Source organism: Rhodococcus sp. 320_ES, from assembly GCF_059691855.1.
Genome location: NZ_JCAWAG010000004.1, coordinates 462,376 through 487,984, shown reverse-complemented (window position 1 = coordinate 487,984; position 25,609 = coordinate 462,376). Strand labels below are relative to the sequence as shown.

The window sequence follows — 25,609 nt, the reverse complement described above, 5'->3', positions numbered from 1 at the left end:
CGCTTGCCGCCATGACGAGGATTGCAGTGATCGGTGGCGGCCGGATCGGCGAGGCGCTGATCGCGGGACTGGTGGAAGCAGGCTTTGCTCCGAAGGACCTGGTGGTCGCGGAGAAGTCGGAGTCGCGCGCGGCGGAGATCGGCAAAGAGTTCGGTGTTGCTACGCGGTCCATCGCCGACTCCGTCGAGGGCGCCGACGTCATCGTGGTGGCCGTGAAGCCCGGCGACGTCGACGCCGTGGTGACGCAAATTGCTGCCGGTGAGATCGACGGCGAGCAGGAGCAGATCATCGTGTCGTTGGCCGCCGGCATTCCGACGAGCCGATTCGAGCCGAAATTGCCCGCCGGCATGGCCGTGATTCGCGTGATGCCGAACACACCGATGCTCGTCGGTGAAGCGATGAGCGTCATGTCGCCCGGTCGCCACGCTCGGCCCGAGCATCTCGAGGTGGTCCGCAAGATCCTCGGAACGGTCGGCAGGGTGGCCGAGGTGCCGGAAAGCCAGATCGACGCCGTCACGGCCGTCTCGGGGTCCGGACCGGCCTACTTCTTCCTGGTCGCGGAGGCGATGATCGACGCCGCGGTGGGCCTCGGACTGACGCGCGCAACCGCCACCGAACTCGTCAATCAGACGATGACGGGCGCCGCGGCGATGCTGGATCGGTCCGGTGAGACCCCCACGGAGCTTCGCGCGGCGGTGACTTCGCCCGGCGGAACCACTGCAGCTGCGGTCTCCGAATTGGAGAGAAACGGACTCCGAGCTGCATTTTTGGATGCGTTGGATGCCGCGAAGCAGCGTTCGGTGGACCTCGGCCGGGCACACGAATAAAAACCCGATAGTCCACATGTGTCGCAGAAACCCCACAAGTCCCGCTAAGCTCTCCCCAGCACGTGCGTGTCTGTTCAGCAGGAGGGGAAGCCTGCTGCGCGGACGTGCCGGAGGTAAGTGAATAGATGGCGTCCAATATCAACAAGCCGTCGAAGGGTTCGTCCCCCGACGGTCAACCGGCGGTTGCCGGAACGCAGTTCCTCACGGTCGCCGAAGTGGCGACGCTGATGAGGGTGTCCAAGATGACCGTGTACCGCTTGGTACACGGTGGCGAGTTGCCGGCTGTACGAGTCGGCAGGTCGTTCCGAGTGCACGCCAAGGCGGTACACGACTACCTGGAGACGTCGTACTTCGACGCGGGCTGACCTGCCCGGTCGCGCTTTCGTCCTCTCGCGCCCGATCCCGACTGCCCAGCAGCGGGAACGGGGGCGAGTTTCGGTGTGGACGGTGTCCGGCGGTAGTATGACGGTTCGTCGCGGCTGCGGCGCCCCATCGGCGCCGACGCGTGCATCGGTACCTGTCCTGTTGTCAGCTGTTCGTTTTCACACCGAGCAACGAAGAAAGAACGTGAGGGTCACCCGCTATGGGTTCAGTGATCAAGAAGCGTCGCAAGCGCATGTCGAAGAAGAAGCACCGCAAGTTGCTTCGCAGGACACGCGTGCAGCGTAGGAAACTCGGCAAATAGTTTCATCACGCGGATGCCCGTCGCCTGTCGCAGGTGGCGGGCATTTTTGTGTCGTCGGTGCTCGCGACGAGGTCTACAATCGTGTCGTTCGAGAATCGAAAAAACGGACTCGTGGCTGTTCACCAAGTGCATGACCGAATGTCTGTTCATGGGCACAACCCGGGAAGTCGTGCCATTCTTGGGGCTACACGAGTCGATCATCGCCCGACCAGTTTCGGGCCCGAGCAACGACACCGTTGGGGGGCAACGCAGTGGCTGCTGACGATCGAGGCGCACCGACTCCTCGGGTGGTTCTGATCACGGGCGCCTCGCGGTTCCTCGGCGGATACCTCACCAGCCGTCTCGCGCAGAATCCCGCGATCGATCGCGTCATCGCCGTCGATGCCGTCGCTCCCTCCAAGGACATGATCCGGCGGATGGGCCGCGCCGAGTTCGTCCGGGCGGATATCCGAAATCCGTTGATCGGCAAGGTCATTCGCAACGCCGGAGTCGACACCGTCGTGCACGCAGCGCTGATCTCGCGGCCGCCCACCGGCGGCGGACGCACGGTCATGAAAGACATGAACGTGCTCGGCGCAATGCAGCTGTTCGCCGTGTGTCAGAAGGCGCCCAGCGTGCAGAAGCTGGTGCTCAGGTCGTCCACCGCGGTGTACGGATCGAGCGCCAAGGACCCGGCGCAGTTCACCGAGGACACGGGAGCCAAGGTGCGTCCGCAGGGCGGTTTCGCGCGCGACACCATCGAAACCGAGGGATACGCACGCGGTCTCGGCCGCCGCCGGCCGGACATCGCCGTGTCGATCCTGCGGAACGCGCCCATGATCGGCCCCCGCCTCAACGGCACCGTCTCCCGGTATCTGACGTCGCCGTTCATTCCGTCGATCATCGGCCGGGACGCACGGATGCAACTGCTGCACGAGGAAGACGCTCTCGCCGCGCTCGAGCGCGCGACGCTGAGCGGTGGGCCCGGCACCTACAACATCGCCGCCGACGGAATCGTCATGCTGTCGCAGGCAATTCGCCGCGCCGGCCGCGTGGAGGTCCCGATCCCGTTCCCCCTCTTTCGGACTGCCGGACGATCGGTGATGGGCTCGGTGCTGCGCGGCCTCACCACGGAGCAACTCGACTACTTCAATTTCGGTTGCGGTCTGGACACCACGCGCATGAAGAAGGATCTCGGTTTTGTGCCCCGCTGGACCACCATGCAGGCTCTGGACGATTTCGTGCGCGGAGCGGGACTGTCTCCTGTGATCAAGTCGGAATGGCTGGACGCCGTCGAGGCCCGGGTGACAGGCTTGCTCGGAGGAGAAGTGCACTCGCCGCCGGCACTCGTGGGTGTGGCCGGCGACCATCAGAGGGGGAGGTGAGAGACATGGCGAAAGTCATTCCCCTGCGCGGTAATTTCAGCTCTCGACGGCTCGATCAGACGAGCGGGGAACGGAGCGACGGTCGCGAGCGGCATCCGTCGACGATTCTCGAATCCGACCCGACGCCCGAGATCGCGGGCGTTCCTACCAACGGTTCCGTGGTTGCCCCCGCCCCGGGATCGGAGTCGGCCGTCGATGCCGTGCGACGCACTCTGATCGACGGCGTCGCAGGTACCGCCGACTTCGTCCGGAAGCGGCTCGCCGGTGACTACGAAGTGGATGCGTTCGGGTACGACGAGCACTTCGCCGACAACGTGTGGCTGCCCCTCCTACGGCCGCTGTTCGACAAGTGGTTCCGCGTCGAAGTACGCGGCATCGAGAACATTCCCGCCGTCGGGGGCGCCCTGGTCGTCTCCAACCACGCCGGCGTCGTTCCCATCGACGGACTGATGGCGTCGGTGGCCGTGCACGATCACCATCCGGCGCATCGCCCGCTGCGCATGTTGGCCGCCGACCTCGTGTTCGAGCTCCCGCTGTCCGGCTCGATCGCGCGCCGCGCCGGGCACACCCTCGCCTGCCAGCCCGACGCCGAGCGACTGTTGCGAGACGAGGAACTGGTGGCGGTGTTCCCGGAAGGGTTCAAGGGAATCGGCAAACCGTTCAGCGAGCGCTACAAGCTGCAGAGGTTCGGCCGCGGCGGCTTCGTGTCGGCTGCCCTGCGCACGCAGAAGCCGATCATTCCGTGCTCGATCGTCGGATCCGAGGAGATCTATCCGAAGATCGGCGACATGACCACGCTGGCACGCATTCTCGGGTTGCCCTACCTGCCGATCACTCCGCTGTTCCCGGCGTTCGGGCTTCTCGGCGCCGTGCCGTTGCCGTCGAAGTGGTACATCGAGTTCGGTGAGCCGATCGCCACCGACAGCTACGACGCGTCGGCTGCGGACGATCCGATGGAACTGTTCGAGGTCACGGACCACGTGCGGGAAACAATCCAGCAGACGCTGTACAGACTGCTCGCCCGCCGTCGAAACGTGTTCTTGGGTTAAGGCTTTCAGCTTTTTCGGCGGCCCAGCACTGCAGCCAGCCCGCCGCCGGCCGCGCCGAGAGCGAGCGCGGTGGGCACCCCGATCTTGGCTGCCTTGCGACCGGTGCGGAAGTCTCTGATCTCCCAGCCCCGGTTCTTTGCGAGTTCGCGGAGGTCGGCGTCGGGGTTGACCGCAACCGCGGTGCCGACGAGCGAGAGCATCGGAACGTCGTTGTGCGAGTCCGAATACGCCGTGCATCGACGCAGATCGAGCCCTTCGCGCACCGCCAGCGTGCGGACGGCGTGTGCCTTGCCGAGGCCGTGCAGGATGTCGCCGACGAGGCGACCGGTGAACACCCCGTCCTTGCTCTCGGCGACAGTGCCGAGGGCGCCCGTGAGACCGAGCCGTTTGGCGATGATGGAGGCCAACTCGACCGGCGTCGCCGTGACGAGCCAGACCTGCTGTCCCGCATCGAGATGCATCTGCGCGAGGGCGCGGGTGCCGGCCCAGATCTTGTCGGCGATCAGTTCGTCGTAGATCTCCTCGCCGAGCCGGGCGAGTTCGGCTGTGGAGCGACCGGCGACGAACGACAGAGCTTTCTCGCGGCCGCTCGCGACGTCGCCGAGGTTCTCCTTGCCGCTTACTCTGAATTTGACCTGCTGCCAAGCGAATTCACTGATGTCGCGAGTGGTGATGTATTTGCGGGAGGCCAGGCCGCGAGCGAAGTGGATGATCGAGGCACCCTGCACCATGGTGTTGTCGACGTCGAAGAAGGCAGCCGCGGTGAGATCGAGGGGAACGGACGATTCCTCGACCGGATCCGGATCACCCTGCTGGATCGCGATGGCGGCGTCGGCGCTCGCCTCGCCGGCCAGGCTGGCCCTGATCTGCGCAGCGGTGGGTCCGAGCGGATTGCGAATTCGCCGTCGTCGCTTCTCGGACTCCCCGGTCTCGCTCACCCGCACCTCCCATGTCTCCAGCGTTGACTCAGCTCGTTCTCGTCACCGGCCACCCTAGTCCGAACCCGTCGGCCCGAACCCCTCGAGTGACCTCGGACTCAGGACATCGTCGCAGGTACACCTGCGGGTGCATCATCGAGTGATGACAGCAACAGACGCTGGTGCAACGGAGCACCGCGTGACCTTGTTGACCCGTGCGGGATGCGCGTCGTGCGTCGCGGTGAAGTCGCAGCTGGATGCGATTCTCGCGGACTTCGGGTCGACGGTGACCGTGATCGATGTGGACGAGGCGGCGACGACCGATCCGGAGTTGCGTGCGGAGTTCGGTGACCGGCTGCCCGTGGTGCTGCTCGACGGAGCCGAGCACAGCTACTGGGACGTCGACGAAGAGCGTCTACGTCGAGATCTGGGGAAAAATTGACCGAGGCCGGCGCATCCTACAGCACGGCTGAGCGACTTTGTTCATCGCTGTACGAGCAGTTAACGTGGTGTCAATCAATCCACGGACCAGCCGCGATGACCGAGGGGACCCGACGTGAGCGAAGAGCAGCGCGTACCGGTGGGTAACCTGCGCTCTCGCACTCGGCCCATCCCACAGGCTACGGTCTCCCGACTCGCGACCTACCTCCGGGTCCTGGGTTCGCTCGACGACGACGGCGTGACCACTGTCTCCAGTGAAGCACTCGCCTCCGCCGCAGGTGTCGGTTCGGCCACACTTCGCAAAGATCTGTCGTTCCTCGGACCCACCGGCGTCCGCGGTGTCGGCTACGACGTTCGGTTCGTCCGGACGCGCATCGAAGCCACTCTCGGACTGGACGTCGGTCACCGCCTGGTTCTCGTCGGACTCGGCTACCTCGGCTCGGCTCTGGCCAGCTACCGGCTCGACCGCCTCGGTTTCACCACCGTCGGACTGTTCGACAGCGACGTCTCCCGGATCGGGACCGTCGTCGACCGTCTCGTCGTGCGACCGGTCTCCGAACTCGTCGCCGGCTGCCGTGAGCTCGACGCCTCTGTGGGCGTCATCGCCACACCCGACACATCCGCGCAAGCTGTCGCCGACGAACTCATCAAGGGTGGAGTTCGATCCATTCTCAGCTTCGCGCAGGGCGACGTGCACGCGCCGCCGCACGTCGAGGTGAAGAACATCGATCTCGCCCTCGAACTACAGGTCCTCTCGTTCAACAGCGTGCGCAACGGACTTGTCGGTGACCGCAGCCCTCGCCTCGGCCGAGCGGCCTGTGCACCGCAGTCAGTGTCAATCAGTAGAAACGGATCGGTGATTGCACCGTGAGCGTCCTTCTCCTCGGGATTTCGCATCGAAGCGCACCCGTCTCGGTGCTCGAACGTGTCGCGATCAGCGACACCGAGCGGCCGAAGCTGACCGACAAGGTCATGGCGAGCAGCCACGTGTCGGAGGTGATGATCGTCTCCACGTGCAACCGTGTGGAGATCTACGCCGTCGTCGACGCGTTCCACGGCGCACTGACCGATCTCGGTGCCCTGCTGTCCACGCATTCGGGCCTCGAGCTCGGTGAGCTGACCAAGCACGCGTACGTCCGGTACAGCGAGGCGGCGGCCGAGCACCTGTTCGCGGTCGCGAGCGGGCTCGATTCCATGGTCATCGGCGAGCAGCAGATTCTCGGCCAGATTCGCGCCGCCTACGCCGCATCGGACGCGCAGCAGGCCTCCGGGCGCGTCGTTCACGAACTCGCGCAGCAGGCGCTGCGCATCGGCAAGAAGGTGCACGCCGAGACCGGAATCGACTCCGCGGGCGCATCCGTGGTGTCCGTCGCGCTCGATCGTGCGTCGGACGTGGTCGGCGGACTCGCCGGCAAGACCGCGGTGGTACTGGGCGCCGGTTCGATGGGCGGCCTGTCCGTCGCGCATCTGATCCGCTCCGGCGTCGGCCGCGTCGTGGTCGTCAACCGCACCGCAGCCCGCGCGCAGCAGCTGGCGGCGTCCGTCGCCGACGGCAGTGTGGTGGCCGAGTCGCGTCCGTTCGACGAGCTCGGTGACGCGCTGGCCGACGCGGACATCCTCGTCACCTGTACCGGCGCGGTCGGAGCGGTCGTCACCATCGCCGACGTGCATCGCGCGCTCGCTCGCCGCAACACCGGCGACCGCCCGCTCGTGATCTGCGACCTCGGATTGCCGCGCGACGTCGAGCACGCCGTCTCCGGACTGCCGGGCGTCACCGTCTGGGACATGGAGACGCTGCAGCGCGATCCCGCAGCCGGCGCCGCTGCCTCCGACGAGCGCGCCGCGCGCGAGATCGTCGCCACCGAGCTCTCCGCCTACCTGTCCGGTCAGCGTCTTGCCGAGGTCACGCCCACCGTCACCGCACTGCGCCAGCGCGCCGCCGAGGTGGTCGAAGCCGAACTCATGCGTCTCGAGTCGCGGCTGCCCGGCCTCGACGACCCGCAGCGCGACGAGGTCGCCCGCACCGTGCGCCGCGTCGTCGACAAGCTGTTGCACGCGCCCACCGTGCGGGTGAAGCAACTCGCCTCCACCCCCGGCGGCGACTCCTACGCCGAGGCGCTGCGCGAACTCTTCGAGCTCTCGCCCGACACCGTTCAGGCCGTGGCGTCGCCCATGGAAATTCTGGTCGACGATTTCACCGTGGACGGACAGGGAGGGTCGGACGAATGACCTCCACCGCCACCGCTGCCCCCGGTAGCGCCCTCGACGGCCGCGTCGTTCGAATCGGCACGCGCGGAAGCCTTCTCGCCCGAACTCAGGCCGAGACGGTTCGCTCGGCGCTGACCGCGGCCGGTCTCACCACCGAGTTGGTCGTCGTGACCACCGCCGGCGACAAGTCGATTGCCCCGGTTCAGGAGATCGGTGTCGGTGTGTTCACCGCGGCGCTGCGAGATGCGCTGGCCGACAGCACCATCGACGTTGCCGTGCACTCGTACAAGGATCTGCCGACGGCCGTCGACCCGCGTTTCGTCGTGGCCGCCATCCCGCCTCGTGAGGATGCGCGAGACGCGCTCGTCGCTCGTGACGGCCTCGTACTCGGCGAACTCCCGGCCGGGTCCACCGTGGGAACCTCCGCGCCTCGCCGCGTGGCCCAGTTGCGTGCTCTCGGACTCGGTCTCGACGTCCGGCCGCTGCGCGGCAACCTCGACACCCGCATCGGCAAGGTGGCGAGCGGTGAGCTCGACGCCGTCGTCGTCGCACGGGCGGGCCTCGCGCGCATCGGCCGGCTCGACGCCGTCACCGAGGCCCTCGAACCCGTGCAGTTCCTCCCGGCACCCGCGCAGGGCGCCCTCGCCGTCGAATGCCGCAGCGACGACACCGATCTCGCCGCGGTGATCGCGACGCTCGACGACGAGCACTCTCGCGTCGCCGTCGTCGCCGAGCGGGCTCTGCTCGCCGAACTCGAAGCCGGATGCACCGCGCCGGTGGGAGCCATCGCGGAGGTCGTCGAATCCATCGACGAAGACGGACGCATCTTCGACGAACTGTCCGTGCGCGGCGTTGCCGCGGCGATCGACGGATCCGACACGATCCGCGCGTCGACGGTCGGAAAGCCATCCGACGCAGAAGCATTGGGCCGCGCCGTGGCCCGCGAACTCCTCGACCTCGGCGCCCGTGCGCTGGTCGACGTCAGTGAACCCCGGCCGGCCTCCGGCCTTCCCGCCGAACCCCGGCCGGCCTCCGGCCTTCCCGCCGAACCCCGGCCGGCCTCCGGCCTTCCCGCCGAACCCAACTCGAAAGGCGAATCGACCGATGCGTGAGAACAAAGCATGGCCGACGCCAGCACCGGGCCGACGCTTGCGGCGCCCGGTCGCGCCGAGACCCGGCAGCACCGACCGCATCGCCACGGGACGGTTGATCCCGAAGCGGGGCCCGGCCACCCCCATAGAACTCAAATTCCGCAACAAGAGTGCACTGGAGAACAAGTAATGACCCGAGTCCGCAAGAACACCCCGGGACGGATCCTGTTCGTCGGTTCCGGTCCCGGTGACCCCGCGCTGCTCACCGTGCGTGCCCGTGACGCACTCGGGTCGGCCGAACTCGCCTTCACCGACCCCGATGTCGACAAGGGCGTTATCGCACTCGTCGGCATCGATCACCCGCGTGACAGCGAGACCGGCGACAACGGAGTCGAGGTACGTCCCGCATTGGGCGAGCCCGCCGAGGTCGCGAAAACGCTTGTCGCGGAGGCGAAGAACGGCCACGACGTGGTCCGGCTGGTCTCGGGCGATCCGCTCACCACCGACTCGGTCATCGCCGAGGTCACCGCGGTCGCGCGGACACAGATTCAGTTCGAGGTGCTTCCGGGCCTGACCGCAGGCTCGGCCGTGCCGAGCTACGCCGGTATGGCGCTCGGCTCCGAGCACACCGAAGCGGACGTGCGAGGCGTCGTCGACTGGGCCGCCCTGGCCGCGGCACCGGGACCGCTGGTGCTGCACGCCACCGCGGGTCATCTGGCCGAAACCGCCAGTGCCCTCGTCGAACACGGCCTCGCACCGCAGACGCCCGCGGCCATCACGGTCCGCGGAACCACGCGTCAGCAGCGCACCGTCGAAGCCACGTTGGCCACTCTCAACGACGCCGGAGCGGACCTCGTCGGGTCGCTCGTGGTCACCGTCGGCAAGGTCGTGTCGCAGCGATCGAAGATGTCCTGGTGGGAATCGCGCGCCCTGTACGGCTGGACCGTGCTGGTTCCGCGCACCAAGGATCAGGCCGGTGAGATGAGCGAGCGTCTGGTCACTCACGGCGCCATCCCCATCGAGGTGCCGACCATCGCCGTCGAGCCGCCGCGCAGCCCGGCTCAGATGGAACGGTCCGTCAAGGGACTCGTCGACGGCCGCTACCAGTGGGTCGTCTTCACCTCCACCAACGCGGTGCGTGCGGTGTGGGAGAAGTTCGAGGAGTTCGGGCTCGACGCCCGCGCGTTCTCGGGCGTGAAGATCGCCTGCGTCGGTGAAGCGACCGCGGACAAGGTGCGCTCGTTCGGCATCAACCCCGAACTGGTTCCCGCCGGTGAGCAGAGCTCGCTCGGACTGCTCGAGGACTTCCCGCCGTACGACGAGGTGTTCGACCCGGTCAACCGAGTTCTGTTGCCTCGCGCCGACATTGCGACCGAAACCCTGGCCGAGGGCCTGCGCGAGCGTGGGTGGGAGATCGACGACGTCACCGCCTACCGCACCGTGCGCGCCGCACCGCCGGCCGCCGAGACGCGCGAGATGATCAAGACCGGTGGATTCGACGCCGTCTGCTTCACCTCGAGTTCGACGGTCCGCAACCTGGTCGGCATCGCCGGAAAGCCGCACGCCCGCACCCTGGTTGCGTGCATCGGCCCGAAGACGGCCGAGACGGCCGTCGAGTTCGGCCTCCGCGTCGACGTGCAGCCGGAGACGGCTCAGGTCGGCCCGCTGGTCGAAGCGCTTGCCGAGCACGCAGCGCGTCTGCGGGCCGAGGGAGCACTTCCCCCGCCGCGGAAGAAGAGTCGTAGGCGCTAGGCGCTGACACAGCCCGAACGGAGCGAGGTTCTCATCTTTCCCACCGACCGACCACGCCGTCTCCGCCGCAACCCGGCCATGCGCCGCCTGGTTGCCGAAACCTCGCTGCAGCCACGCCACCTGGTGTTGCCCATGTTCGTCGCGGACGGGATCACCGAGGAGCGGCCGATCACGTCGATGCCGGGGGTCGTTCAGCACACGCTGGATTCGCTCAGCTCGGCCGTCGAGCAGGCAGTCACGGCGGGTGTCGGCGGCGTCATGCTGTTCGGTGTCCCGAAGCCGGAGGACAAGGACGGTCAGGGCTCGCTCGCGAGCGACCCGGACGGCATCCTGAACCGCGGATTACGCCGCCTGCGAGACGATTTCGGTGACGACACCGTCATCATGGCCGACACGTGCCTCGACGAGTTCACCGATCACGGCCACTGCGGTGTGTTGGCGCCCGACGGCACCGTCGACAACGATGCGACGCTCGTTCGCTACGTCGACATGGCGGTGGCGCAGGCCGAGTCCGGCGCGCACCTGCTGGGCCCGAGCGGAATGATGGACGGTCAGATAGCCGCGATCCGTGCGGGTCTCGACACCGCCGGGTTCGCCGACGTCGGCCAACTCGCCTACACCGCGAAGTACGCGTCGGCCTTCTATGGCCCGTTCCGCGAGGCGGTCGGATCGTCGCTGAAGGGTGATCGGCGCACCTACCAACAGGATTCGGCCAATCGGCGCGAGGCGGTCCGCGAGTTGGAACTGGACCTGGCCGAAGGCGCGGACATGGTGATGGTGAAGCCGGCGATGTCGTACCTCGACATTCTGCGTGACGTCGCGAACGTCTCTCCCGTTCCCGTTGCGGCGTACCAGATCTCCGGTGAGTACGCGATGATCACCGCTGCCGCGCAGAACGGGTGGATCGATCGTGACGCGGCGGTCCTGGAATCGCTGGTCGGCATCAGACGCGCGGGCGCGGACATCGTATTGACCTACTGGGCAACCGAAGTGGCGGGCTGGCTGTGACCGATCCGAACTGGAACTGGCACCCGGAGGGGCTACCGCCGAGCGCGATGCCCGGACCGAACGAGTTCGAGAAGTACACGGCCCCGGTGGATGTCGAGACGGCTCGACACCTGTGGTTCGGCGTCGTCGTGCTGGGTCTGTTCGGCCTGGTTCTGGGCATGTACTCGGTGTTCACCGACCGGGACGCGTACGTCCAGCAGCTCCTCGAACAGGTCAAGGCGCAGGACCCTTCGGTGACGGTGTCCGCCGAGACGGTCGATTCCGTTCTCACCGCGGGCATTGCAGTGGCTGCCGTGTTCGGTATCGCCATGGCGGCCCTGTTCTGGCTCGTGGTGACCAAGATGCGCGCCGGAAAGATGTGGGCCCGTGCCGTCTTGACGTTCTTCGGCGCGATCATCGTCGTCACGTCGATTCCGTCGCTTTTCGCTCTGACGGCGTCCGGCGGGGCCGTTTCGATTCTCACGAGTGTGAGCGGAATTCTGCAGGCCGTCCTCGCAGCCGGTGCGATCGTGCTGATGCATCGGAAGGAATCGACGCAGTACTTCGTCGCGACACGTCCCAAAATGTGACCTGTGTTACATAAGTGACGGTTATGCTGCGTCGATGACGCAGAAAACTCCACCTCGCGAGAAGTCGGCGGGATCCATCTGGGCACTTCTCGGACTTCTGGTCGCCGTCGCGGTGACCGTGATGATCGTCGCCTCCGGGCTCGCTGCGGCCTAGATCACACAGCGGTGTACCGTGATTGCAGTCACATAGTTTCTGCTTCAGGGGGCAGCGTGCAGGTTCAACACAAGCCGCAACGCAACACTCGTCTCGAGGTCGCGCTCATCTTGGTGATCGTCCTTCTGGGCGTGCTCACAGCGGCCGTGGTCATACTTCCCGCTGTCCTGAGCTGACAGCTCCGTCGGGTCCACAGTTGGTCGGCTCCGCACGGCCGGGCAAGATGTCGACGTGACCGATTCGAGCGTGAACCCGGTATCCCGACCCCGCGTGGTGACCATTGCGTTCTGGTCCTGGACCGCAGCCGCGGTGGTCCTTCTGCTTCTGGGTCTTCTGTCCTTGACCATCTCCGCCGACACCGTTCGGCAGTCCGTGACGTCCGCCGGACTCAGTGCCACCGACGCCGACGGGTACATCACCCTGTTCCGAGCCGTCGGTGCGCTGGTCGTCGCTGTCGGTGTCGCAGTCGGGTTCATGACCGGACGGGTCGGACGCGGTCACATCAAGTTTCGGCGTGCGCTTGCCGCCCTGTCGATGGTCTTCGCCCTCCTGTTGATCGGAGCCACTCTGATCGGTCTGATCGTGGTTCCCATCCTCGGCCTGCTGGCCGCGGTACTCCTTCTCGTGGCCTCGGTTCTGTCGTACCGTCCGTCCGCCGAGCCCTGGTTCGCCCGAACATGAGCGAGCCGAACATGAGCGAGCCGGACACGAGCGAAGTCCTCTTCGAGGAGTGGGGCGGCCGCTGGCGAACGCTGCTCTTCGGCCCGATCTTCTGCGCGATCGCCTTGGCGGTCGAACTGTTCACCGGCCCGGTCGTGCACTGGTACGGCCTGGCGGTGATCGCGGTGGTTCTGGTGGGTTTCACGTACATCCAGGTCGTGGCCGCTCGCCGGCACGCGACGGTTCGTCTCACCACCGAGACGCTGCAGCAGGGGACCGAGGACGTCCCCGTCGACGAGATCATCACCGTCTTCCCCGAGCCCGACTACGAGAAGACCGGCGGCGACCCCGAGCGCTGGGAGCTGTCCCGCGCACTCGGTGAGCTGTCCGGAGTGCCGCGCAAGCGCCACGGCGTCGGCCTGCGGTTGCGCGGCGGCGGACTGGTGCAGGCGTGGGCGAAGGACGAGGAGACGTTGCGCGAGCGGTTGACGGAACTGGTCGATGCACGCAAGAAGGACCCTGCATGAATCGTCGTGTCGCGCTCGTCGAATCGATAGCCGCGTTACTCGGAATCGTCGTCGCGGTGTTGCTGTACCGCGGCGGCACACGCGTCGACAGCTACGGTCCGCTGCTGCCCGGTTCGCCCGGATTCGTCTCGACGTACTACTCGGGGCCATGGATCGGTGGAGCGGTGGCCGTTCTCGGGTTGTCGGCGCTCCTCGTGATCGACGCGGTGCGGCGAATTCTGACCCGCAGAGCGGTTTGACCAGGAGAAACCGGATAAATACCCATCCGTAGTGTCGGAGCTCACCCGACCCACGACGGAAGGTTGCACCGGTGAAGCGTGCACTGTTCGGTATCGGAATCCTGACTCTCACCCTCGCTGCGGCACCCGTGGCGTCGGCCCAACCCGCATCGCTGTCGGTGCCCGAGCTGACCGTGACGGAGGTGATGGGCGGGTTGTCTCGCCCCTGGGACGTGGTGCTCGGGCCCGACGGGACCGTCCTCACCGGCGAGCGTTCCGGCCGTTTCGTCGCCAAGCACCCGGACGGGTCCGTGACGACGGTGTCCGCCGACCTCGGCGATCTCTACGCATCCGGTGAGACGGGACTGATGGGAATCGCCCTGGCCACCGACTTCGAGTCGACCCGCACCCTGTACACCTGCCAGGGAGTGCGCGGATCGGGCCCGGCGTTCGGCAGTGTCGGCGGAACACCCAACACGATCGAGGTGCGGAGATGGACCGTCGACGAGAACTGGACCACGCTCACCAAGGCGGGAACGGTCATCGGCGGAATTCCGACCAGTCCGATCGGGCGGCACGGCGGATGCCGGGTGCTCGCCCACCCCGACGGCACGCTGTACGTCGGAACAGGTGACACGGCGGCGCCGTCCGTACCGCAGGATCCGAACTCGTTGGGAGGCAAGGTCTTGCACATCCACGCCGACGGAACGCCCGCTGCGGGCAACCCTGACCCGGCCAGCCCGGTCTTCACTCTCGGCCACCGCAACGTCCAGGGTCTGGCGATCTCGCCACAGGGACGCATCTACTCGCAGGAGCAGGGAACCGACCGCGACGACGAGCTGAACCTTCTGCGCGCCGGCGGGAATTACGGGTACAAGCCGGACCGGATGCCGCTGATATACGACGAGTCGGTCCCGATGACCGACCCCGTGCGCGTCCCGGGAGCGATCCCCGCGGTCTGGAGCTCGGGATCGCCGGTTCTCGCGACGCCGGGACTCGCCTTCGCCGTCGGCTCGGCGTGGGGTGACCTCAACGGCGCGGCGGTGATCACCAGCCAGCAGCAACGCAAGCTCGAGTTCGTCACCGTCTCGGCCGACGGTGCCACCGAGACGGGGCGTGCCAGCGCGCTCGACGGTGCCTACGGACGCGTCCGCTCGCTCACGGCACTGGCCGACGGCTCGCTGCTGATGACCACCGACAACGGAACCGACGACCGGGTTCTTCTCGTCACCCCGACCGGCAACTGAAGTCCTGGAGAGACGAGTACGCCGCCGTCGACGTTCCCGAACGACGGCGGCGCACTCGTGCGTTACTACCCGCTGGCCGCGCTCAGGTCGTGACCGACTCCTTGACGTCCTCGGGCTCGTCGTCGGCCAGCATGGCTGCGCCGAGCAGCGCCTCCGGAACGCCGAACGCGTCGATCAGCGTCTGCGTGTGAGGACGCAGCGTCCGACAACGCTCGTTGATTCCGCGAGTGACGGCCTTGGCGCGTTCGGTCGAGATGTAGCGGTGTTCCATGAACCACGCCTTGTCCGCGTCGATGACCGACAGGGCGTACAGGTCGCACACCTCCCCGAGCAGCTCCTTCGCGTCGTCGTCCTCGCAGTTCTCGATGCCGGCCACGAACGCCTCGAGGATGATGCGATCGACGTGCGCGGTGGCGGCGTGGAGGATGTGGTCCTGCACGCTGTTGAACGCGTCGAACTGGCTCATCTTCTTGGACAGTCCGTTCAGGCGCTTTGCCGCGGTGGAGATCAGGTACTCCTCGCGGTCCTCGAACATCGAGATCTGGGTGCCGCGGTTGAACAGCGAGCCCTCTTCCTCGTTGTCCTGGCGGCTGTCGACCAGCGTTTGAATGATCGGCGCCGCTGCGGTGCGCTTCTTCACCACGTCGCCGACGGTGCTGGCCGCGAACTTGACCCAGTCCGCTGCCCCGAACGAGCGCACTTCGTGGGCGTACGCGGTCAGCAGTTCCTTCGCAACGAGCTGCGTCAGCACCACGTTGTCACCCTCGAAGGTGGTGAAGACGTCCGAATCAGCCTTGAGTGCGATGAGCCGATTCTCCGCGAGATAGCCTGCGCCACCGCATGCTTCACGCGATTCCTGGATCGCGCGAGTGGCGTGCCAGGTGTTGGCCGCCTTCAGCCCGGCGGCACGGGACTCGAGCTCGCGCTGTTCGGTGGCGTCGGGATCCTCGGCGCTCTGGATGTCGTGCATCTTCGACACGAGCTCGTTCTGCGCGAACTGCAGCGCGAACGACTTCGCGATCAACGGAAGAAGGCGGCGCTGATGGACGAGGTAGTCCATGATCACCACTTCGTCGTCCGACCCCGGTGCGCTGAACTGCTTGCGCTGCTGCGCGTACTTGGTGGCGATCGTCAGCGCGACGCGCGCCGCGGCACCCGCACTACCGCCGACGGTGATGCGGCCGCGGATCAGCGTGCCGAGCATCGTGAAGAAGCGTCGGTTCGGGTTGTCGATCTCGGAGGAGTAGGTGCCGTCCTCGGCGACGTCCGCGATCTTGTTCAGCATGTTGGTCCGCGGGATGCGGACGTTGTCGAACTTGATGCGGCCGTTGTCGACGCCGGGCAGACCGCCCTTGTAGCCGATGTCGTAGGTGGTGACGCCAGGCATGTCGTTGCCGAAGTTGTCGTCACGGATCTGCACGACGAAGCAGTGCACGCCCGCGCTCTCCGGTTCCTCGCCGGGCCCGCCCGTGATGAGCTGCGCGAAGACTGCCGCGTACTGCGCGGATTCCGCCGCGCCGCCGATGTAGTCCTTGCGAGACGACTCGTCGGGGGTGTTGATGACGAATTCCTGCGTCTCGCGGTCGTACGTCGCGGTCGTGCCGATGGACTGCACGTCGCTGCCGTGTCCGGTCTCGGACATCGCGAAACAGCCCAGAACGTCCAGGTCGATGAGCGGTTTGATGAACTCGTCGTGATGCCGTTCGGTCCCGAGGTTCTCGATGGCGCCGCCGAAGAGGCCCCACTGCACGCCGGCCTTCACCATCAGCGACAGATCGGACATCGCGAGCATCTCGATCATCGTGACCGCCGCGCCGATGTCGCCCGTACCGCCTACGGACTTGGCGAATCCGGACTCCGCAGCCCCCGCCGAGGCCAGCAGACGCATCTGCTCCATCGCCTTCGTGCGTGCGATCGCGGTGTTGGGGGTGTAGTGCGGGGCGAATTCATGGCGGCCTAGTTGCTCGCGCGTTTCGTTCCTGACATCGCGCCAGCGGCCGTCGAGCGTATTCCTGAGGTGATCCGCAATGGTTGCCATACTCGACGGTAACCCCTGCGGACCTGCTGTAAACAAAAAATCAGCGAGGCCACAGAAATTCATGGGCGACGCTGCGAATCCTGTGCCACATCCCACTCGCCGCGTCCATGGTGGCCGCCTGATGCCCGTAGGGCCCGTCTTTGAAGAGCGAAGCGCCGTTGTCGGCGATCGCGCGCGACGTGATGGAGCTGAAGCCGTCGAGCTCGGCGACGAGATGCTCCTTGAAACCCTCCGGCCACGGTGTCATGCACACCAGCGTAATACCTGTGTTACATCGTGTTAACAGTTTCGGGTGGTTCGTACGGCGGCGCCACTCCCCAACCCCACTTCGGTACCGGCGCGTTCGACACCGGCTCGGCGCCGGGCTGGGAGTTGCTCATCGCCAACCGGGTACCCCACTCGGTGTAGCCGAGGAGCGCGGCGCGGAACTCGGGATCGTCCGGGAGCCCGGCGTCGTCGGCTGCGACGCTCATGAGTTCGACGAATCGTCGACGCTGCGGCGCCGTGATCGACAGATTCAGGTGGTGGGACAGCATGGTCGGGTAGCCGCCGTGACGCGACGTGTACTGCGCCGGGCCGCCGAACACCTCGATCCACCAGTCGGTGACGTGCGATCGATGATTCTCGGACACGCCGCCGGGGAATATGGGGGACAGCAGATCGTCCCGCTCGAGCCGGTCGTAAAAGGCGTCGAGGAGTCGCCGAAGCGCGGTGTCGCCGCCGGCCCACTCGTGCAGTGTCGGTGTCATGAATCAACGGTACAGATATGTATTGATATAGTCTACGAACATGGCGAACAAGAACGGTCGCGCTCGGGACACGTCCATCGACGACCGAGTCCTCGCCGTCGCCGCGCGGCATCTCGCCGAGGTGGGGTACGACGGGATGTCGGTGCATGCGGTCGCGTCCGACGCCGGCACCACGCGTCAGGCCATCTACCGCCGGTGGGCGACGAAGGCCGAACTGGCCGCGGCGGTGGTGACGGCGATTCCCGACGGTTCGCACGAGGGCCCGTCGGGCGACGCATATTCGGATCTCGCCCGTGAACTCGCCGACTTTCGCTCCGGCGTCTCGCGTCCGGGACGGATGTCCCTTGTCGGGACGATGCTGCAGGACGGGACCGACGACGAGGTGCGAGCGCGGTACCGGGAGAGAGTGGTGGCGCCCAGGCGGGCCCGGATACGTTCGATTCTCGAACGCGCAGTCGCATCGGGAGTCCTGCCCGCTGATGCGGATCTGGACGTGGTCGTGACCATGGCCACCGGCTCCTGGTACGCGAGAGCGCTTGCAGGAGAAGCGGTTCCCGACGACTGGGCCGAGCGGACGGCCAGGGCGATCTGGCGGGCCGCGGGTGGGGCGGTCTAGCACTGCTTCCCATGCACACAGGTCCGACAATTCGAGGTGCACCAAAGGTGTTGCTGTATTTCGGTTTTGGGCTTGCCAAGTCCGGGGGAAGCCAGTATTCTCGAACACATGTTCGAATCGGGGGATTCTGGTGGGCCGACAGCTCTGTCGTCCGCTGCCGCCCTGGTTGCGGCCCTCGACGAGACTCGACGTGAGGTCAACCGGCTGGACGCTCAGCGGGTGCACTACGCGTACGACCTACTCGACGCGCGGTTGACCGATGAACTCGAATCCGAGGACGGGTGCGCGCACAGTGCCTCGCGTACGGCTACGGCGGATGTGGCGGAGGCCTTGAAAATTTCGCAGGACGTGGCGATGACGGTCATCGAGGTCGGCGAGCAACTCTGGCACCGGTTGCCTCTGCTGAACACTGCCTTCACCGCCGGGGACGTCGACTACCGGCGGGTGGCGACCATCGTGTCCGTCCTGAAGCGGGCGTGCGATTCGACCGTAGCGGCGGTGGAAGCAGAAGCCGTCGCGGCGGCGGAATCGAAGACGCCGGGTCCGTTGCGCGATGCAGTGTGGGCGTTGTGGTTCGATCACGACCCGGACGAGGCAAGAGCGGCGCAAGAAGTTGTGCGCAAAGACAATTCGCGGGTCTATCGCCGCAAGCGCAACGACGGATTGTCCGATGTGGTGATCACCACGGGCGATCTCGCGGCGCAGGACTTCATGGATCGCATCGACCAATTGGTGCGGACGGTGTGCAAGAAGGACCCGCGCTCCAAGGGTGAATTGCAGGCGGCCGCGGCAACGGCGATGGCGCGTGACCAGAACGCGATCGAGTGCCAATGCGGATCGGACGAGTGCCCCGTGGCGGGACTCGACGCGGGTCCGGCGCCGATGCGCCGGATCGCATTGCACATGGACGTCGATCTGCTGCTGGGGTTGTCGTCGACGCCGCCGACGCTGGCCGACGGGACCCCGGTCGACCCGGAGGTGGCGCGGGTACTGGCCTCGGACGCGCGGTGGCAGATCATTCTGACGGAGATGCGTGCGGTGGGGGAGGCGTACCGACGGGAGAATCCTGCGGAGTCCGTGGAGGTCGAGCCGGCACCAACTGGCACCGATGCGGTTGCTGCTCATGATGATTCGAGTCAGAAGGTCGATGCGGGGCCGACAGCCCCGCTCCCGAACCCGGGAGTGCCGACGCGCCTGACCTCTTGTCGAGCGCGAGTGTTGCTGCACCGCAGCCGGTCTTACGCGGCGCCACCTCTACCGCAGCCGGCTGAGCCGCCGAAGAGACCAAGGGCACGGTTCTGGTTCCGTGCATTGAACCGTCATGTCGCCGATCTTCTCGAGCGCATTGCAGCGGACCCTGCGTTGGCGAACGGCGTACATCCGGACGGCCACGGGGGACACCTGTGCCCGCCGGCGGGTGCGCTGACGTACACCCCGTCGGCCGAGGTGGCGTCGTTGGTGCGGGCGCGGTATCGAACATGCGTTGCGCCGGGGTGCTCGCGGCCGTCCGAGCAGTGCCAACTCGATCACACGGTGCCGTTCGACCACGCCGAGCCGCAGCGGGGTGGATGGACGATCGTGGAGAACCTGGCGCCGCTGTGCGTGACGCACCACCAGGCGAAGACCGAGAAACATTGGATTCCGGCGATCATGGCGGACGGTTTCGTGGCATGGCGTACCGACACCGGGCTGATCCGGGTGACGGCTCCCGCTCCGGGGATGGTGACGTTCGCCTCGATGGAGTTGGCCGAGGAGATCGAGGAGGGAGCGGGCAAGCCGTGGCCGATGCGGGCGTCGTCGCCGCTACCGGAGGACACGGACGCGCCGACGTGGTGGGAGCACTATCACCAGATGCTCGGCATCGACCGGTGGGAGACGGAAGCGGCGATTGCGACCATGCGGCACGGACCGGATCGCGATGCAGCGCGGGCGTTGCGGGTGAAGTATCTCGAGCATCGGGCGATCGTCCGTGCCCGTCGCGCGAACGAGCCGGCACCGTTTTGAGCAGATATCATCCGCGGCATGCTGATTCGCGACACCACCATCGGAGATCTGCCCGATATTCTCGCGATTCACAACGCCGCCATCGCCGAGACCACAGCCATCTGGGACGAGGAACAGGTCGACCTCAGCGAACGGCAACGGTGGTTCGACACCCGCCGAGACGCGGGCCATCCGATCCTCACGGCGGAGATCGACGGCCGGGTGGCGGGGTACGCGTCGTACGGGCAGTGGAGGCCGAAGACCGGCTACCGGCGCACCGTCGAGAACTCGGTGTACGTCGGGGCAGATTTTCAGCGGCGCGGGGTGGCGACGGAATTGATGGTCGCGCTCATCGAACGGGCTACGGCGTCGGGCATGCACGCCATGGTGGCCGGCATCGAGTCGTCCAACGTCACGTCGATCCATCTCCACGAAAAGTTCGGGTTCCGAAAGGTCGGAGAACTACCCGAGGTCGGGTACAAGTTCGACCGCTGGCTGGATTTGACTCTGATGCAGCTCGACTTGTGACCACGGCCTGTGTGACAAGAATGACAGGTCAGACCCCCTAACCACGCTCTCAGGAAGCGGTGAAACACTGGGTGTCGTGACTGCCCCCATCTCTGCCGATCTGTTCGAGCGCGCCTCCGTCGTGATCCCCGGTGGTGTCAACTCACCGGTACGCGCCTTTCACTCGGTGGGCGGGACACCGCGCTTCATGTCGTCGGCCTCCGGCTACACGCTGACCGACGCCGACGGTAAGGATTACGTCGACCTCATCTCCTCCTGGGGGCCGATGATCCTGGGCCACGCGCACCCCGCGGTGGTGGAGGCGGTGCGGGAGGCAGCGACTCACGGCCTCTCCTTCGGCACGCCCACCCTCGGCGAGATCGAGCTTGCCGAGGAAATCATTAGACGCGTCGACCCCGTGGATCAGGTGCGGCTGGTCAACTCCGGCACCGAGGCCACGATGAGCGCGGTCCGCCTCGCCCGCGGATTCACCGGACGGACGAAGATCGTCAAGTTCGCCGGCTGCTACCACGGCCACGTCGACGCGCTGCTGGCCGACGCCGGGTCCGGCGTCGCCACGCTGGGTCTGCCGACCACGCCGGGCGTCACCGGCGCTCAGGCGGCCGACACCATCGTCCTGCCGTACAACGACCTCGACGCCGTGGCGAAGGCCTTCGCCGACCACCCCGGCCAGATCGCCTGCGTCATCACCGAGGCTGCGGCCGGAAACATGGGCGCGGTCGCTCCGCAGCCTGGATTCAACGAAGGCCTCAAACGGCTCTGCACGGCGCACGACGCTCTGCTGATCATGGACGAGGTGATGACGGGCTTCCGCGTCAGCGCAGCAGGCTGGTACGGCCTCGACGGCGTCGCGGGCGACCTCTACACCTTCGGAAAGGTCATGAGCGGCGGGCTTCCGGCAGCTGCGTTCGGCGGCCGCGCCGACGTCATGGCCTACCTCGCACCGGCCGGTCCGGTGTACCAGGCGGGCACGCTGTCGGGTAATCCCGTGGCCGTCGCGGCGGGACTCGCCACCCTGAAGAACGCCGACGCGGACGTTTACGCGGCGCTCGAGCGCAACTCGGCGCGGCTCGGATCGCTGCTCGGTGAGCACCTCACGAAGGCCGGGGTTCCGCACACCGTGCAATTTGCAGGCACCATGGTGAGTGTGTTCTTCTCCGAAACCCCCGTGATCGACTACGCCGGTGCCAAGGCCGCCGACACCTGGCGATTCCCCGCGTTCTTTCACGCGTTGCTCGAGCGCGGGGTGTACCCGCCGCCGAGTGCGTTCGAGGCGTGGTTCGTCTCGGCGGCTCTGGACGATCGTGCGTTCGACATCATCGACGCGGCGCTTCCCGCCGCCGCCGAGGCAGCCGCAGGGGCGACGAAATGACCGACGAGCCGCACGCAGAGACCCGCACCATCGTGCACGTGATGCGTCACGGTGAGGTGCACAACCCCAAAGGCATTCTGTACGGCCGTCTTCCGTCGTTCAGGCTGTCGGTGAAGGGTCAGGCACAAGCCACGGCAGTGGCCAACACCCTCGCCTCCCACGACATCACGCACATCGTCGCCTCGCCGCTGCAACGTGCGCAGGAGACGGCCGGGCCCATCGCGTCGTCGCACGGTCTGCAGATCCACACCGACGAGAACCTCATCGAGGCAGGCAACGAGTTCGAAGGCCTCAAGGTTGCGGTGGGAGACGGCGCATTGCGACGCCCTCGCCACTGGTGGAAGTTGCGCGACCCGTTCACCCCGTCGTGGGGCGAGCCGTACCTGCAGATCGCGCACCGAATGTTGGCTGCGGTGAACAACGCTCGCGTGGCGGCGGTCGGGCACGAGGCCGTGTGCGTCAGCCACCAGCTTCCGGTCTGGACTTTGCGACGGTTCCTTCAGGGCGACCGCCTCTGGCACGATCCGCGCAACCGCCAGTGCGGCCTCGCGTCGCTCACCTCGCTCGTCTACCAGGGCGACACCCTCGTCGACATCGTTTACAGCGAGCCCGCGGGCTCCTCCGATCCTCGCATCACAGGCGCATGAAAAAGTTTGTCGCTCTTGCTTTCTGCGCAGTGACCCTCGCCGGATGCGCGACGGGTACCGACGCGGTCGCGCAGGGTGGCACGTTCGATTTCGTCTCGCCCGGAGGCAAGACCTCGATCTTCTACGACCCGCCGTCCGACCGCGGAACCGTCGGCAACCTGTCGGGCCCGGATCTGATGACGGCCGGCAAGACCACCTCGCTGTCGGACTACGACGGCAAGGTCGTCGTGCTCAACGTGTGGGGACAGTGGTGCGGACCGTGTCGAGGCGAGGCCAACGACCTCGAGCAGGTCGCGGAGGCGACCAAGGACAGCGGTGTCCAGTTCCTCGGCATCAACGTGCGAGACAACCAGCAGGACAAGGCCCAGGACTTCGTCACCGACAACAAGGTCAGCTACCCGTCGATCTACGACCCGCCGATGCGCACCCTGCTCGCCCTGGGCCAGAACTACCCGACGTCGGTCATCCCCACCACCATCGTGCTCGATCGTGAGCACCGGGTGGCCGCGGTGTTCCTGACCGAGCTTCTCGCGAGCGATCTTCAGCCCGTCGTCGAACGTGTTGCAGCAGAGGGCACGACGACCGATGGGTGAGGCCTTCGCCGATGCTGCCGCCTCCGGGCCGCTGCTGCTCGCGCTCGGCGCGTGCATGCTGGCGGGACTGGTGTCGTTCGCGTCGCCCTGTGTGGTTCCGCTGGTGCCCGGCTACCTGTCCTACCTCGCAGGCGTGGTCGGTGCCGACGCTCCCGCCGCCACCGCTTCGGAAGCGGCGACCACCACCAAGACGCGGGGCCGGGCACGCGTCGCGGGTGCGGCGGCGTTGTTCGTCGCCGGATTCACCGTCGTCTTCGTGCTCGCGACGGCGTCGGTGTTCGGCGCGATCTCGGTGCTCGCCGTCAACCGCGACATCCTCATGCGCGTCGGCGGAGTCGTCACCATCGCGATGGGACTGGTGTTCCTCGGGCTGATCCCGGCGTTGCAGCGCGACACCCGCTTCGAACCCCGTCGCATCGGCAGCATTGCCGGCGCGCCGCTCCTGGGCGCCGTGTTCGCGCTCGGCTGGACTCCGTGCCTGGGCCCCACACTCGCGGGCGTCATCTCGCTCGCGGCCGGAACGGAGGGCACCACCGCCGCACGCGGCGTCACCCTGATCGTCGCCTACTGCCTGGGCCTCGGTCTCCCGTTCGTCATCCTTGCCTTCGGGTCGGTCAGCGCTCTGCGGGGCGTGGGCTGGCTGCGTCGTAACGCTCGCCTCATTCAGATCATCGGCGGCGTCATGCTCGTCGCGGTCGGCATCGCACTGGTCACCGGTGCGTGGGACGTCTTCGTCAGCTGGATCCGCGACGGTGTGGTGTCAGGAACGACTCTCCCCATATGACGACAGTGATTTCCACGGTCCGCAATACCTGGCGCGGCCTGACGTCCATGCGCACCGCACTGGTGCTGCTCTTTCTCCTTGCGCTCGCCGCGATTCCCGGCGCACTGCTGCCCCAGCGCAGTCTGAACGCAGGCAAGGTCGACACCTACATCGCCAACCGCCCCACGCTCGGCCCGTTGATGGACAAGCTCGAGCTGTTCGACGTGTTCGGCAGCTTCTGGTTCACCGCCGTCTACGTGCTTCTGTTCATCTCGCTCGTCGGCTGCATCCTGCCGCGGTGCGTCGACCACGCGAAGGCCCTGCGCACTCCGCCTGTCGCGACCCCCCGCAACCTCGGCCGACTGCCGCACCACTTCACGACCGAGACGGAGGGCGAGCCTGCCGACGAGGTCGTGACCCGGATCCGCGGCCAGCTGAAGGGCTGGCGCGTCGCTCAGCGCGAGGAAGCGTCGGGCGCTCTGACCCTGTCCGCGGAGAAGGGCTACACCCGCGAACTCGGCAACCTCGTCTTCCACCTCTCGCTCGTCGGACTGCTCGTCGCGATCGCCGTCGGCAAACTGTTCAGCTACGAGGGCAACGTGGTGGTGATCGCCAACGACGGCCCCGGCATCTGTACGACGTCGCCCGCGGTGTTCGACTCGTTCCGCGCCGGCAACGTCGAGGACGGCACCGGCATGACGCCGCTGTGCGTGCGCGTCAAGGACTTCAGCGCCGACTACCTCCCCAACGGTCAGGCCGAACAGTTCACGTCCAACATCGAGTACCAGGCCGGCGACGACCTGACGACGAACACGTGGCGGCAGGACCAGCTTCAGGTCAACCACCCGTTGCGCGTCGCGGGTGACCGCGTCTACCTCCAGGGCCACGGCTACGCGCCGACGTTCACGGTCACCTTCCCCAACGGGGAGACGCGCACCGAGACGATTCAGTGGGAGCCGACGGACGGAACCACGTTCCTCTCCAGCGGCGTGATGCGGTTCGACCCGCCGGCCGGCGTCTACCCGGACAACGACGAGCGTCGCAAGAATCAGATCGCGATCGAGGGTCTGTTCGCGCCGACGGCGTCGTTCCACGGCGGGACCCTCTTGTCGTCGAGCTTCCCGGCGTTGACGGATCCGGCGGTCGCGATCGACATCTACAAGGGCGACGCGGGCCTCGACACGGGCGCCCCGCAGTCGCTGTTCTCGCTGAGTCCGGATCTGATCGATCAGGGTCGACTGGTCAAACAAGACCGGGTGAACTTGAAGGCTGGGGAGAGTTCGACGCTTCCCGACGGCACGCAGGTGCGCTTCGACGGCGCCGAGCAGTTCGTCAATCTGCAGGTCTCCCACGACCCGGCGCAGACGTTTGTTCTGATCTTCGCGCTGTCGATGATGGCGGGGTTGCTTGTCTCGCTGGTGGTCAAGCGTCGCCGCATCTGGGTGCGGGTGACGTCACAACCGGACTCACGACGTACCGTAGTAGAACTGGGAGGACTCGCCCGAACCGATCAAGCCGGATGGGGCGACGAGTTCGACCGATTGTGCTCGCGCCTGCTCAGCACCGAGCGCAGCCGAGACCTATCACTTCAGGAGTGACTGTC

The 25,609-nt window shown here is 66.7% G+C and carries 28 protein-coding genes; 24 read left to right on the top strand and 4 right to left on the bottom strand.

The window, feature by feature from the left end; translation table 11 throughout:
- Positions 1-11 precede the first annotated feature (11 nt).
- From proC to AC59JP_RS16660, 5 genes are all read left to right on the top strand, one after another.
- On the top strand, positions 12-827 hold the full coding sequence (proC, locus tag AC59JP_RS16680; protein WP_497326904.1) for a pyrroline-5-carboxylate reductase: 816 nt from the start codon (positions 12-14) through the stop codon (positions 825-827).
- A gap of 125 nt (positions 828-952) precedes the next feature.
- Positions 953-1,192 (top strand): helix-turn-helix domain-containing protein, encoded by a 240-nt coding sequence (locus tag AC59JP_RS16675; RefSeq protein WP_188543287.1) that lies wholly within the window; start codon positions 953-955, stop codon positions 1,190-1,192.
- A gap of 218 nt (positions 1,193-1,410) precedes the next feature.
- Positions 1,411-1,512 (top strand): 30S ribosomal protein bS22, encoded by a 102-nt coding sequence (locus tag AC59JP_RS16670; RefSeq protein ID WP_003402602.1) that lies wholly within the window; start codon positions 1,411-1,413, stop codon positions 1,510-1,512.
- A gap of 251 nt (positions 1,513-1,763) precedes the next feature.
- Positions 1,764-2,876 (top strand): NAD-dependent epimerase/dehydratase family protein, encoded by a 1,113-nt coding sequence (locus AC59JP_RS16665; protein WP_497326903.1) that lies wholly within the window; start codon positions 1,764-1,766, stop codon positions 2,874-2,876.
- Positions 2,873-3,925 (top strand): lysophospholipid acyltransferase family protein, encoded by a 1,053-nt coding sequence (locus AC59JP_RS16660; RefSeq protein ID WP_497326902.1) that lies wholly within the window; start codon positions 2,873-2,875, stop codon positions 3,923-3,925. Before AC59JP_RS16665 ends, AC59JP_RS16660 begins: the two co-directional genes overlap by 4 nt.
- 5 nt (positions 3,926-3,930) lie before the next feature.
- On the opposite strand, the gene AC59JP_RS16655 is transcribed toward AC59JP_RS16660, so the two are convergent.
- Positions 3,931-4,869: an HAD family hydrolase gene (locus AC59JP_RS16655; RefSeq protein ID WP_497326901.1), complete on the bottom strand. Its 939-nt coding sequence runs from the start codon at positions 4,867-4,869 to the stop codon at positions 3,931-3,933.
- Between the two features lie 136 nt (positions 4,870-5,005).
- On the opposite strand from AC59JP_RS16655, the gene AC59JP_RS16650 reads away from it, so the two are divergent.
- The 11 genes from AC59JP_RS16650 (at position 5,006) to AC59JP_RS16600 (ending at position 14,717) form a co-directional block, all read left to right on the top strand.
- A complete protein-coding gene (locus tag AC59JP_RS16650; RefSeq protein ID WP_497326900.1) occupies positions 5,006-5,284 on the top strand; it encodes a glutaredoxin family protein in 279 nt (92 codons plus the stop codon).
- 114 nt (positions 5,285-5,398) lie between these two features.
- The gene (locus AC59JP_RS16645; RefSeq protein WP_497326899.1) at positions 5,399-6,154 is read left to right on the top strand and encodes a redox-sensing transcriptional repressor Rex; all 756 of its coding nucleotides are present in this window, start codon (positions 5,399-5,401) and stop codon (positions 6,152-6,154) included.
- Positions 6,151-7,512: a glutamyl-tRNA reductase gene (locus AC59JP_RS16640; protein ID WP_497326898.1), complete on the top strand. Its 1,362-nt coding sequence runs from the start codon at positions 6,151-6,153 to the stop codon at positions 7,510-7,512. Before AC59JP_RS16645 ends, AC59JP_RS16640 begins: the two co-directional genes overlap by 4 nt.
- Positions 7,509-8,603: a hydroxymethylbilane synthase gene (gene hemC, locus AC59JP_RS16635; protein WP_497326897.1), complete on the top strand. Its 1,095-nt coding sequence runs from the start codon at positions 7,509-7,511 to the stop codon at positions 8,601-8,603. The genes AC59JP_RS16640 and hemC overlap by 4 nt, the downstream gene beginning before the upstream one ends.
- Before the next feature lie 168 nt (positions 8,604-8,771).
- Entirely contained in the window at positions 8,772-10,334 is a 1,563-nt protein-coding gene (locus tag AC59JP_RS16630) for a bifunctional uroporphyrinogen-III C-methyltransferase/uroporphyrinogen-III synthase (RefSeq protein WP_497326896.1), read from the top strand.
- A gap of 33 nt (positions 10,335-10,367) precedes the next feature.
- Positions 10,368-11,342, top strand: coding sequence for a porphobilinogen synthase (hemB, locus tag AC59JP_RS16625; RefSeq protein ID WP_497327097.1), 975 nt, complete (start codon positions 10,368-10,370; stop codon positions 11,340-11,342).
- Positions 11,339-11,911: a hypothetical protein gene (locus AC59JP_RS16620; RefSeq protein WP_497326895.1), complete on the top strand. Its 573-nt coding sequence runs from the start codon at positions 11,339-11,341 to the stop codon at positions 11,909-11,911. The genes hemB and AC59JP_RS16620 overlap by 4 nt, the downstream gene beginning before the upstream one ends.
- 385 nt (positions 11,912-12,296) lie before the next feature.
- Positions 12,297-12,746 (top strand): hypothetical protein, encoded by a 450-nt coding sequence (locus tag AC59JP_RS16615; protein WP_497326894.1) that lies wholly within the window; start codon positions 12,297-12,299, stop codon positions 12,744-12,746.
- An 11-nt stretch (positions 12,747-12,757) separates the two neighbouring features.
- Positions 12,758-13,252, top strand: coding sequence for a transport-regulating membrane protein Mce1N (gene mce1N / locus AC59JP_RS16610; RefSeq protein ID WP_497326893.1), 495 nt, complete (start codon positions 12,758-12,760; stop codon positions 13,250-13,252).
- Positions 13,249-13,491, top strand: a complete 243-nt coding sequence (locus AC59JP_RS16605; RefSeq protein WP_497326892.1) for a hypothetical protein — start codon at positions 13,249-13,251, stop codon at positions 13,489-13,491. The genes mce1N and AC59JP_RS16605 overlap by 4 nt, the downstream gene beginning before the upstream one ends.
- A gap of 71 nt (positions 13,492-13,562) precedes the next feature.
- Positions 13,563-14,717, top strand: coding sequence for a PQQ-dependent sugar dehydrogenase (locus AC59JP_RS16600; RefSeq protein ID WP_497326891.1), 1,155 nt, complete (start codon positions 13,563-13,565; stop codon positions 14,715-14,717).
- 82 nt (positions 14,718-14,799) lie between these two features.
- Here AC59JP_RS16600 and AC59JP_RS16595 read toward each other — a convergent pair whose 3' ends face one another.
- The 3 genes from AC59JP_RS16595 to AC59JP_RS16585 are packed head-to-tail and all read right to left on the bottom strand — an operon-like array spanning position 14,800 to position 17,504.
- Positions 14,800-16,755 carry an acyl-CoA dehydrogenase family protein gene (locus tag AC59JP_RS16595; protein ID WP_497326890.1) on the bottom strand — a complete coding sequence of 652 codons (1,956 nt, stop codon included), beginning with the start codon at positions 16,753-16,755 and terminating at the stop codon, positions 14,800-14,802.
- 40 nt (positions 16,756-16,795) lie between these two features.
- Positions 16,796-17,002, bottom strand: a complete 207-nt coding sequence (locus AC59JP_RS16590) for an inositol 2-dehydrogenase (RefSeq protein WP_497326889.1) — start codon at positions 17,000-17,002, stop codon at positions 16,796-16,798.
- A gap of 22 nt (positions 17,003-17,024) precedes the next feature.
- Positions 17,025-17,504 (bottom strand): group II truncated hemoglobin, encoded by a 480-nt coding sequence (locus AC59JP_RS16585; RefSeq protein WP_497326888.1) that lies wholly within the window; start codon positions 17,502-17,504, stop codon positions 17,025-17,027.
- Positions 17,505-17,544: 40 nt separating this feature from the next.
- Between AC59JP_RS16585 and AC59JP_RS16580 the strand changes: the two genes are divergently transcribed.
- The 8 genes from AC59JP_RS16580 to resB all read left to right on the top strand — a co-directional run bounded on the left by AC59JP_RS16580 (position 17,545) and on the right by resB (position 25,604).
- Positions 17,545-18,120 (top strand): TetR/AcrR family transcriptional regulator, encoded by a 576-nt coding sequence (locus AC59JP_RS16580; protein ID WP_497326887.1) that lies wholly within the window; start codon positions 17,545-17,547, stop codon positions 18,118-18,120.
- A gap of 108 nt (positions 18,121-18,228) precedes the next feature.
- A complete protein-coding gene (locus tag AC59JP_RS16575) occupies positions 18,229-20,124 on the top strand; it encodes an HNH endonuclease signature motif containing protein (RefSeq protein WP_497326886.1) in 1,896 nt (631 codons plus the stop codon).
- A gap of 18 nt (positions 20,125-20,142) precedes the next feature.
- Complete coding sequence (locus AC59JP_RS16570) at positions 20,143-20,631, top strand: GNAT family N-acetyltransferase (protein WP_497326885.1); 489 nt, start codon at positions 20,143-20,145, stop codon at positions 20,629-20,631.
- A gap of 67 nt (positions 20,632-20,698) precedes the next feature.
- Positions 20,699-22,003: a glutamate-1-semialdehyde 2,1-aminomutase gene (gene hemL / locus AC59JP_RS16565; protein ID WP_497327096.1), complete on the top strand. Its 1,305-nt coding sequence runs from the start codon at positions 20,699-20,701 to the stop codon at positions 22,001-22,003.
- Positions 22,000-22,650 (top strand): histidine phosphatase family protein, encoded by a 651-nt coding sequence (locus tag AC59JP_RS16560; protein ID WP_497326884.1) that lies wholly within the window; start codon positions 22,000-22,002, stop codon positions 22,648-22,650. The genes hemL and AC59JP_RS16560 overlap by 4 nt, the downstream gene beginning before the upstream one ends.
- On the top strand, positions 22,647-23,243 hold the full coding sequence (locus tag AC59JP_RS16555; protein WP_497326883.1) for a TlpA disulfide reductase family protein: 597 nt from the start codon (positions 22,647-22,649) through the stop codon (positions 23,241-23,243). The genes AC59JP_RS16560 and AC59JP_RS16555 overlap by 4 nt, the downstream gene beginning before the upstream one ends.
- The gene (locus tag AC59JP_RS16550) at positions 23,236-24,027 is read left to right on the top strand and encodes a cytochrome c biogenesis CcdA family protein (RefSeq protein ID WP_497326882.1); all 792 of its coding nucleotides are present in this window, start codon (positions 23,236-23,238) and stop codon (positions 24,025-24,027) included. The genes AC59JP_RS16555 and AC59JP_RS16550 overlap by 8 nt, the downstream gene beginning before the upstream one ends.
- On the top strand, positions 24,024-25,604 hold the full coding sequence (gene resB / locus AC59JP_RS16545) for a cytochrome c biogenesis protein ResB (RefSeq protein WP_497326881.1): 1,581 nt from the start codon (positions 24,024-24,026) through the stop codon (positions 25,602-25,604). The genes AC59JP_RS16550 and resB overlap by 4 nt, the downstream gene beginning before the upstream one ends.
- The last annotated feature ends 5 nt before the right edge of the window (positions 25,605-25,609 follow it).

Coding starts and splice junctions, on each gene's coding strand:
- AC59JP_RS16590 (WP_497326889.1), bottom strand. CDS start 17,002: ATGACACCGTGGCCGGAGGGTTTCAAGGAGCATCTCGTCGCCGAGCTC.
- AC59JP_RS16605 (WP_497326892.1), top strand. CDS start 13,249: ATGAATCGTCGTGTCGCGCTCGTCGAATCGATAGCCGCGTTACTCGGA.
- AC59JP_RS16675 (WP_188543287.1), top strand. CDS start 953: ATGGCGTCCAATATCAACAAGCCGTCGAAGGGTTCGTCCCCCGACGGT.
- AC59JP_RS16555 (WP_497326883.1), top strand. CDS start 22,647: ATGAAAAAGTTTGTCGCTCTTGCTTTCTGCGCAGTGACCCTCGCCGGA.
- hemC (WP_497326897.1), top strand. CDS start 7,509: ATGACCTCCACCGCCACCGCTGCCCCCGGTAGCGCCCTCGACGGCCGC.
- AC59JP_RS16595 (WP_497326890.1), bottom strand. CDS start 16,755: ATGGCAACCATTGCGGATCACCTCAGGAATACGCTCGACGGCCGCTGG.
- AC59JP_RS16650 (WP_497326900.1), top strand. CDS start 5,006: ATGACAGCAACAGACGCTGGTGCAACGGAGCACCGCGTGACCTTGTTG.
- AC59JP_RS16630 (WP_497326896.1), top strand. CDS start 8,772: ATGACCCGAGTCCGCAAGAACACCCCGGGACGGATCCTGTTCGTCGGT.
- AC59JP_RS16560 (WP_497326884.1), top strand. CDS start 22,000: ATGACCGACGAGCCGCACGCAGAGACCCGCACCATCGTGCACGTGATG.
- AC59JP_RS16585 (WP_497326888.1), bottom strand. CDS start 17,504: ATGACACCGACACTGCACGAGTGGGCCGGCGGCGACACCGCGCTTCGG.
- resB (WP_497326881.1), top strand. CDS start 24,024: ATGACGACAGTGATTTCCACGGTCCGCAATACCTGGCGCGGCCTGACG.
- AC59JP_RS16550 (WP_497326882.1), top strand. CDS start 23,236: ATGGGTGAGGCCTTCGCCGATGCTGCCGCCTCCGGGCCGCTGCTGCTC.
- AC59JP_RS16570 (WP_497326885.1), top strand. CDS start 20,143: ATGCTGATTCGCGACACCACCATCGGAGATCTGCCCGATATTCTCGCG.
- AC59JP_RS16575 (WP_497326886.1), top strand. CDS start 18,229: ATGTTCGAATCGGGGGATTCTGGTGGGCCGACAGCTCTGTCGTCCGCT.
- AC59JP_RS16580 (WP_497326887.1), top strand. CDS start 17,545: ATGGCGAACAAGAACGGTCGCGCTCGGGACACGTCCATCGACGACCGA.
- proC (WP_497326904.1), top strand. CDS start 12: ATGACGAGGATTGCAGTGATCGGTGGCGGCCGGATCGGCGAGGCGCTG.
- mce1N (WP_497326893.1), top strand. CDS start 12,758: ATGAGCGAGCCGGACACGAGCGAAGTCCTCTTCGAGGAGTGGGGCGGC.
- AC59JP_RS16670 (WP_003402602.1), top strand. CDS start 1,411: ATGGGTTCAGTGATCAAGAAGCGTCGCAAGCGCATGTCGAAGAAGAAG.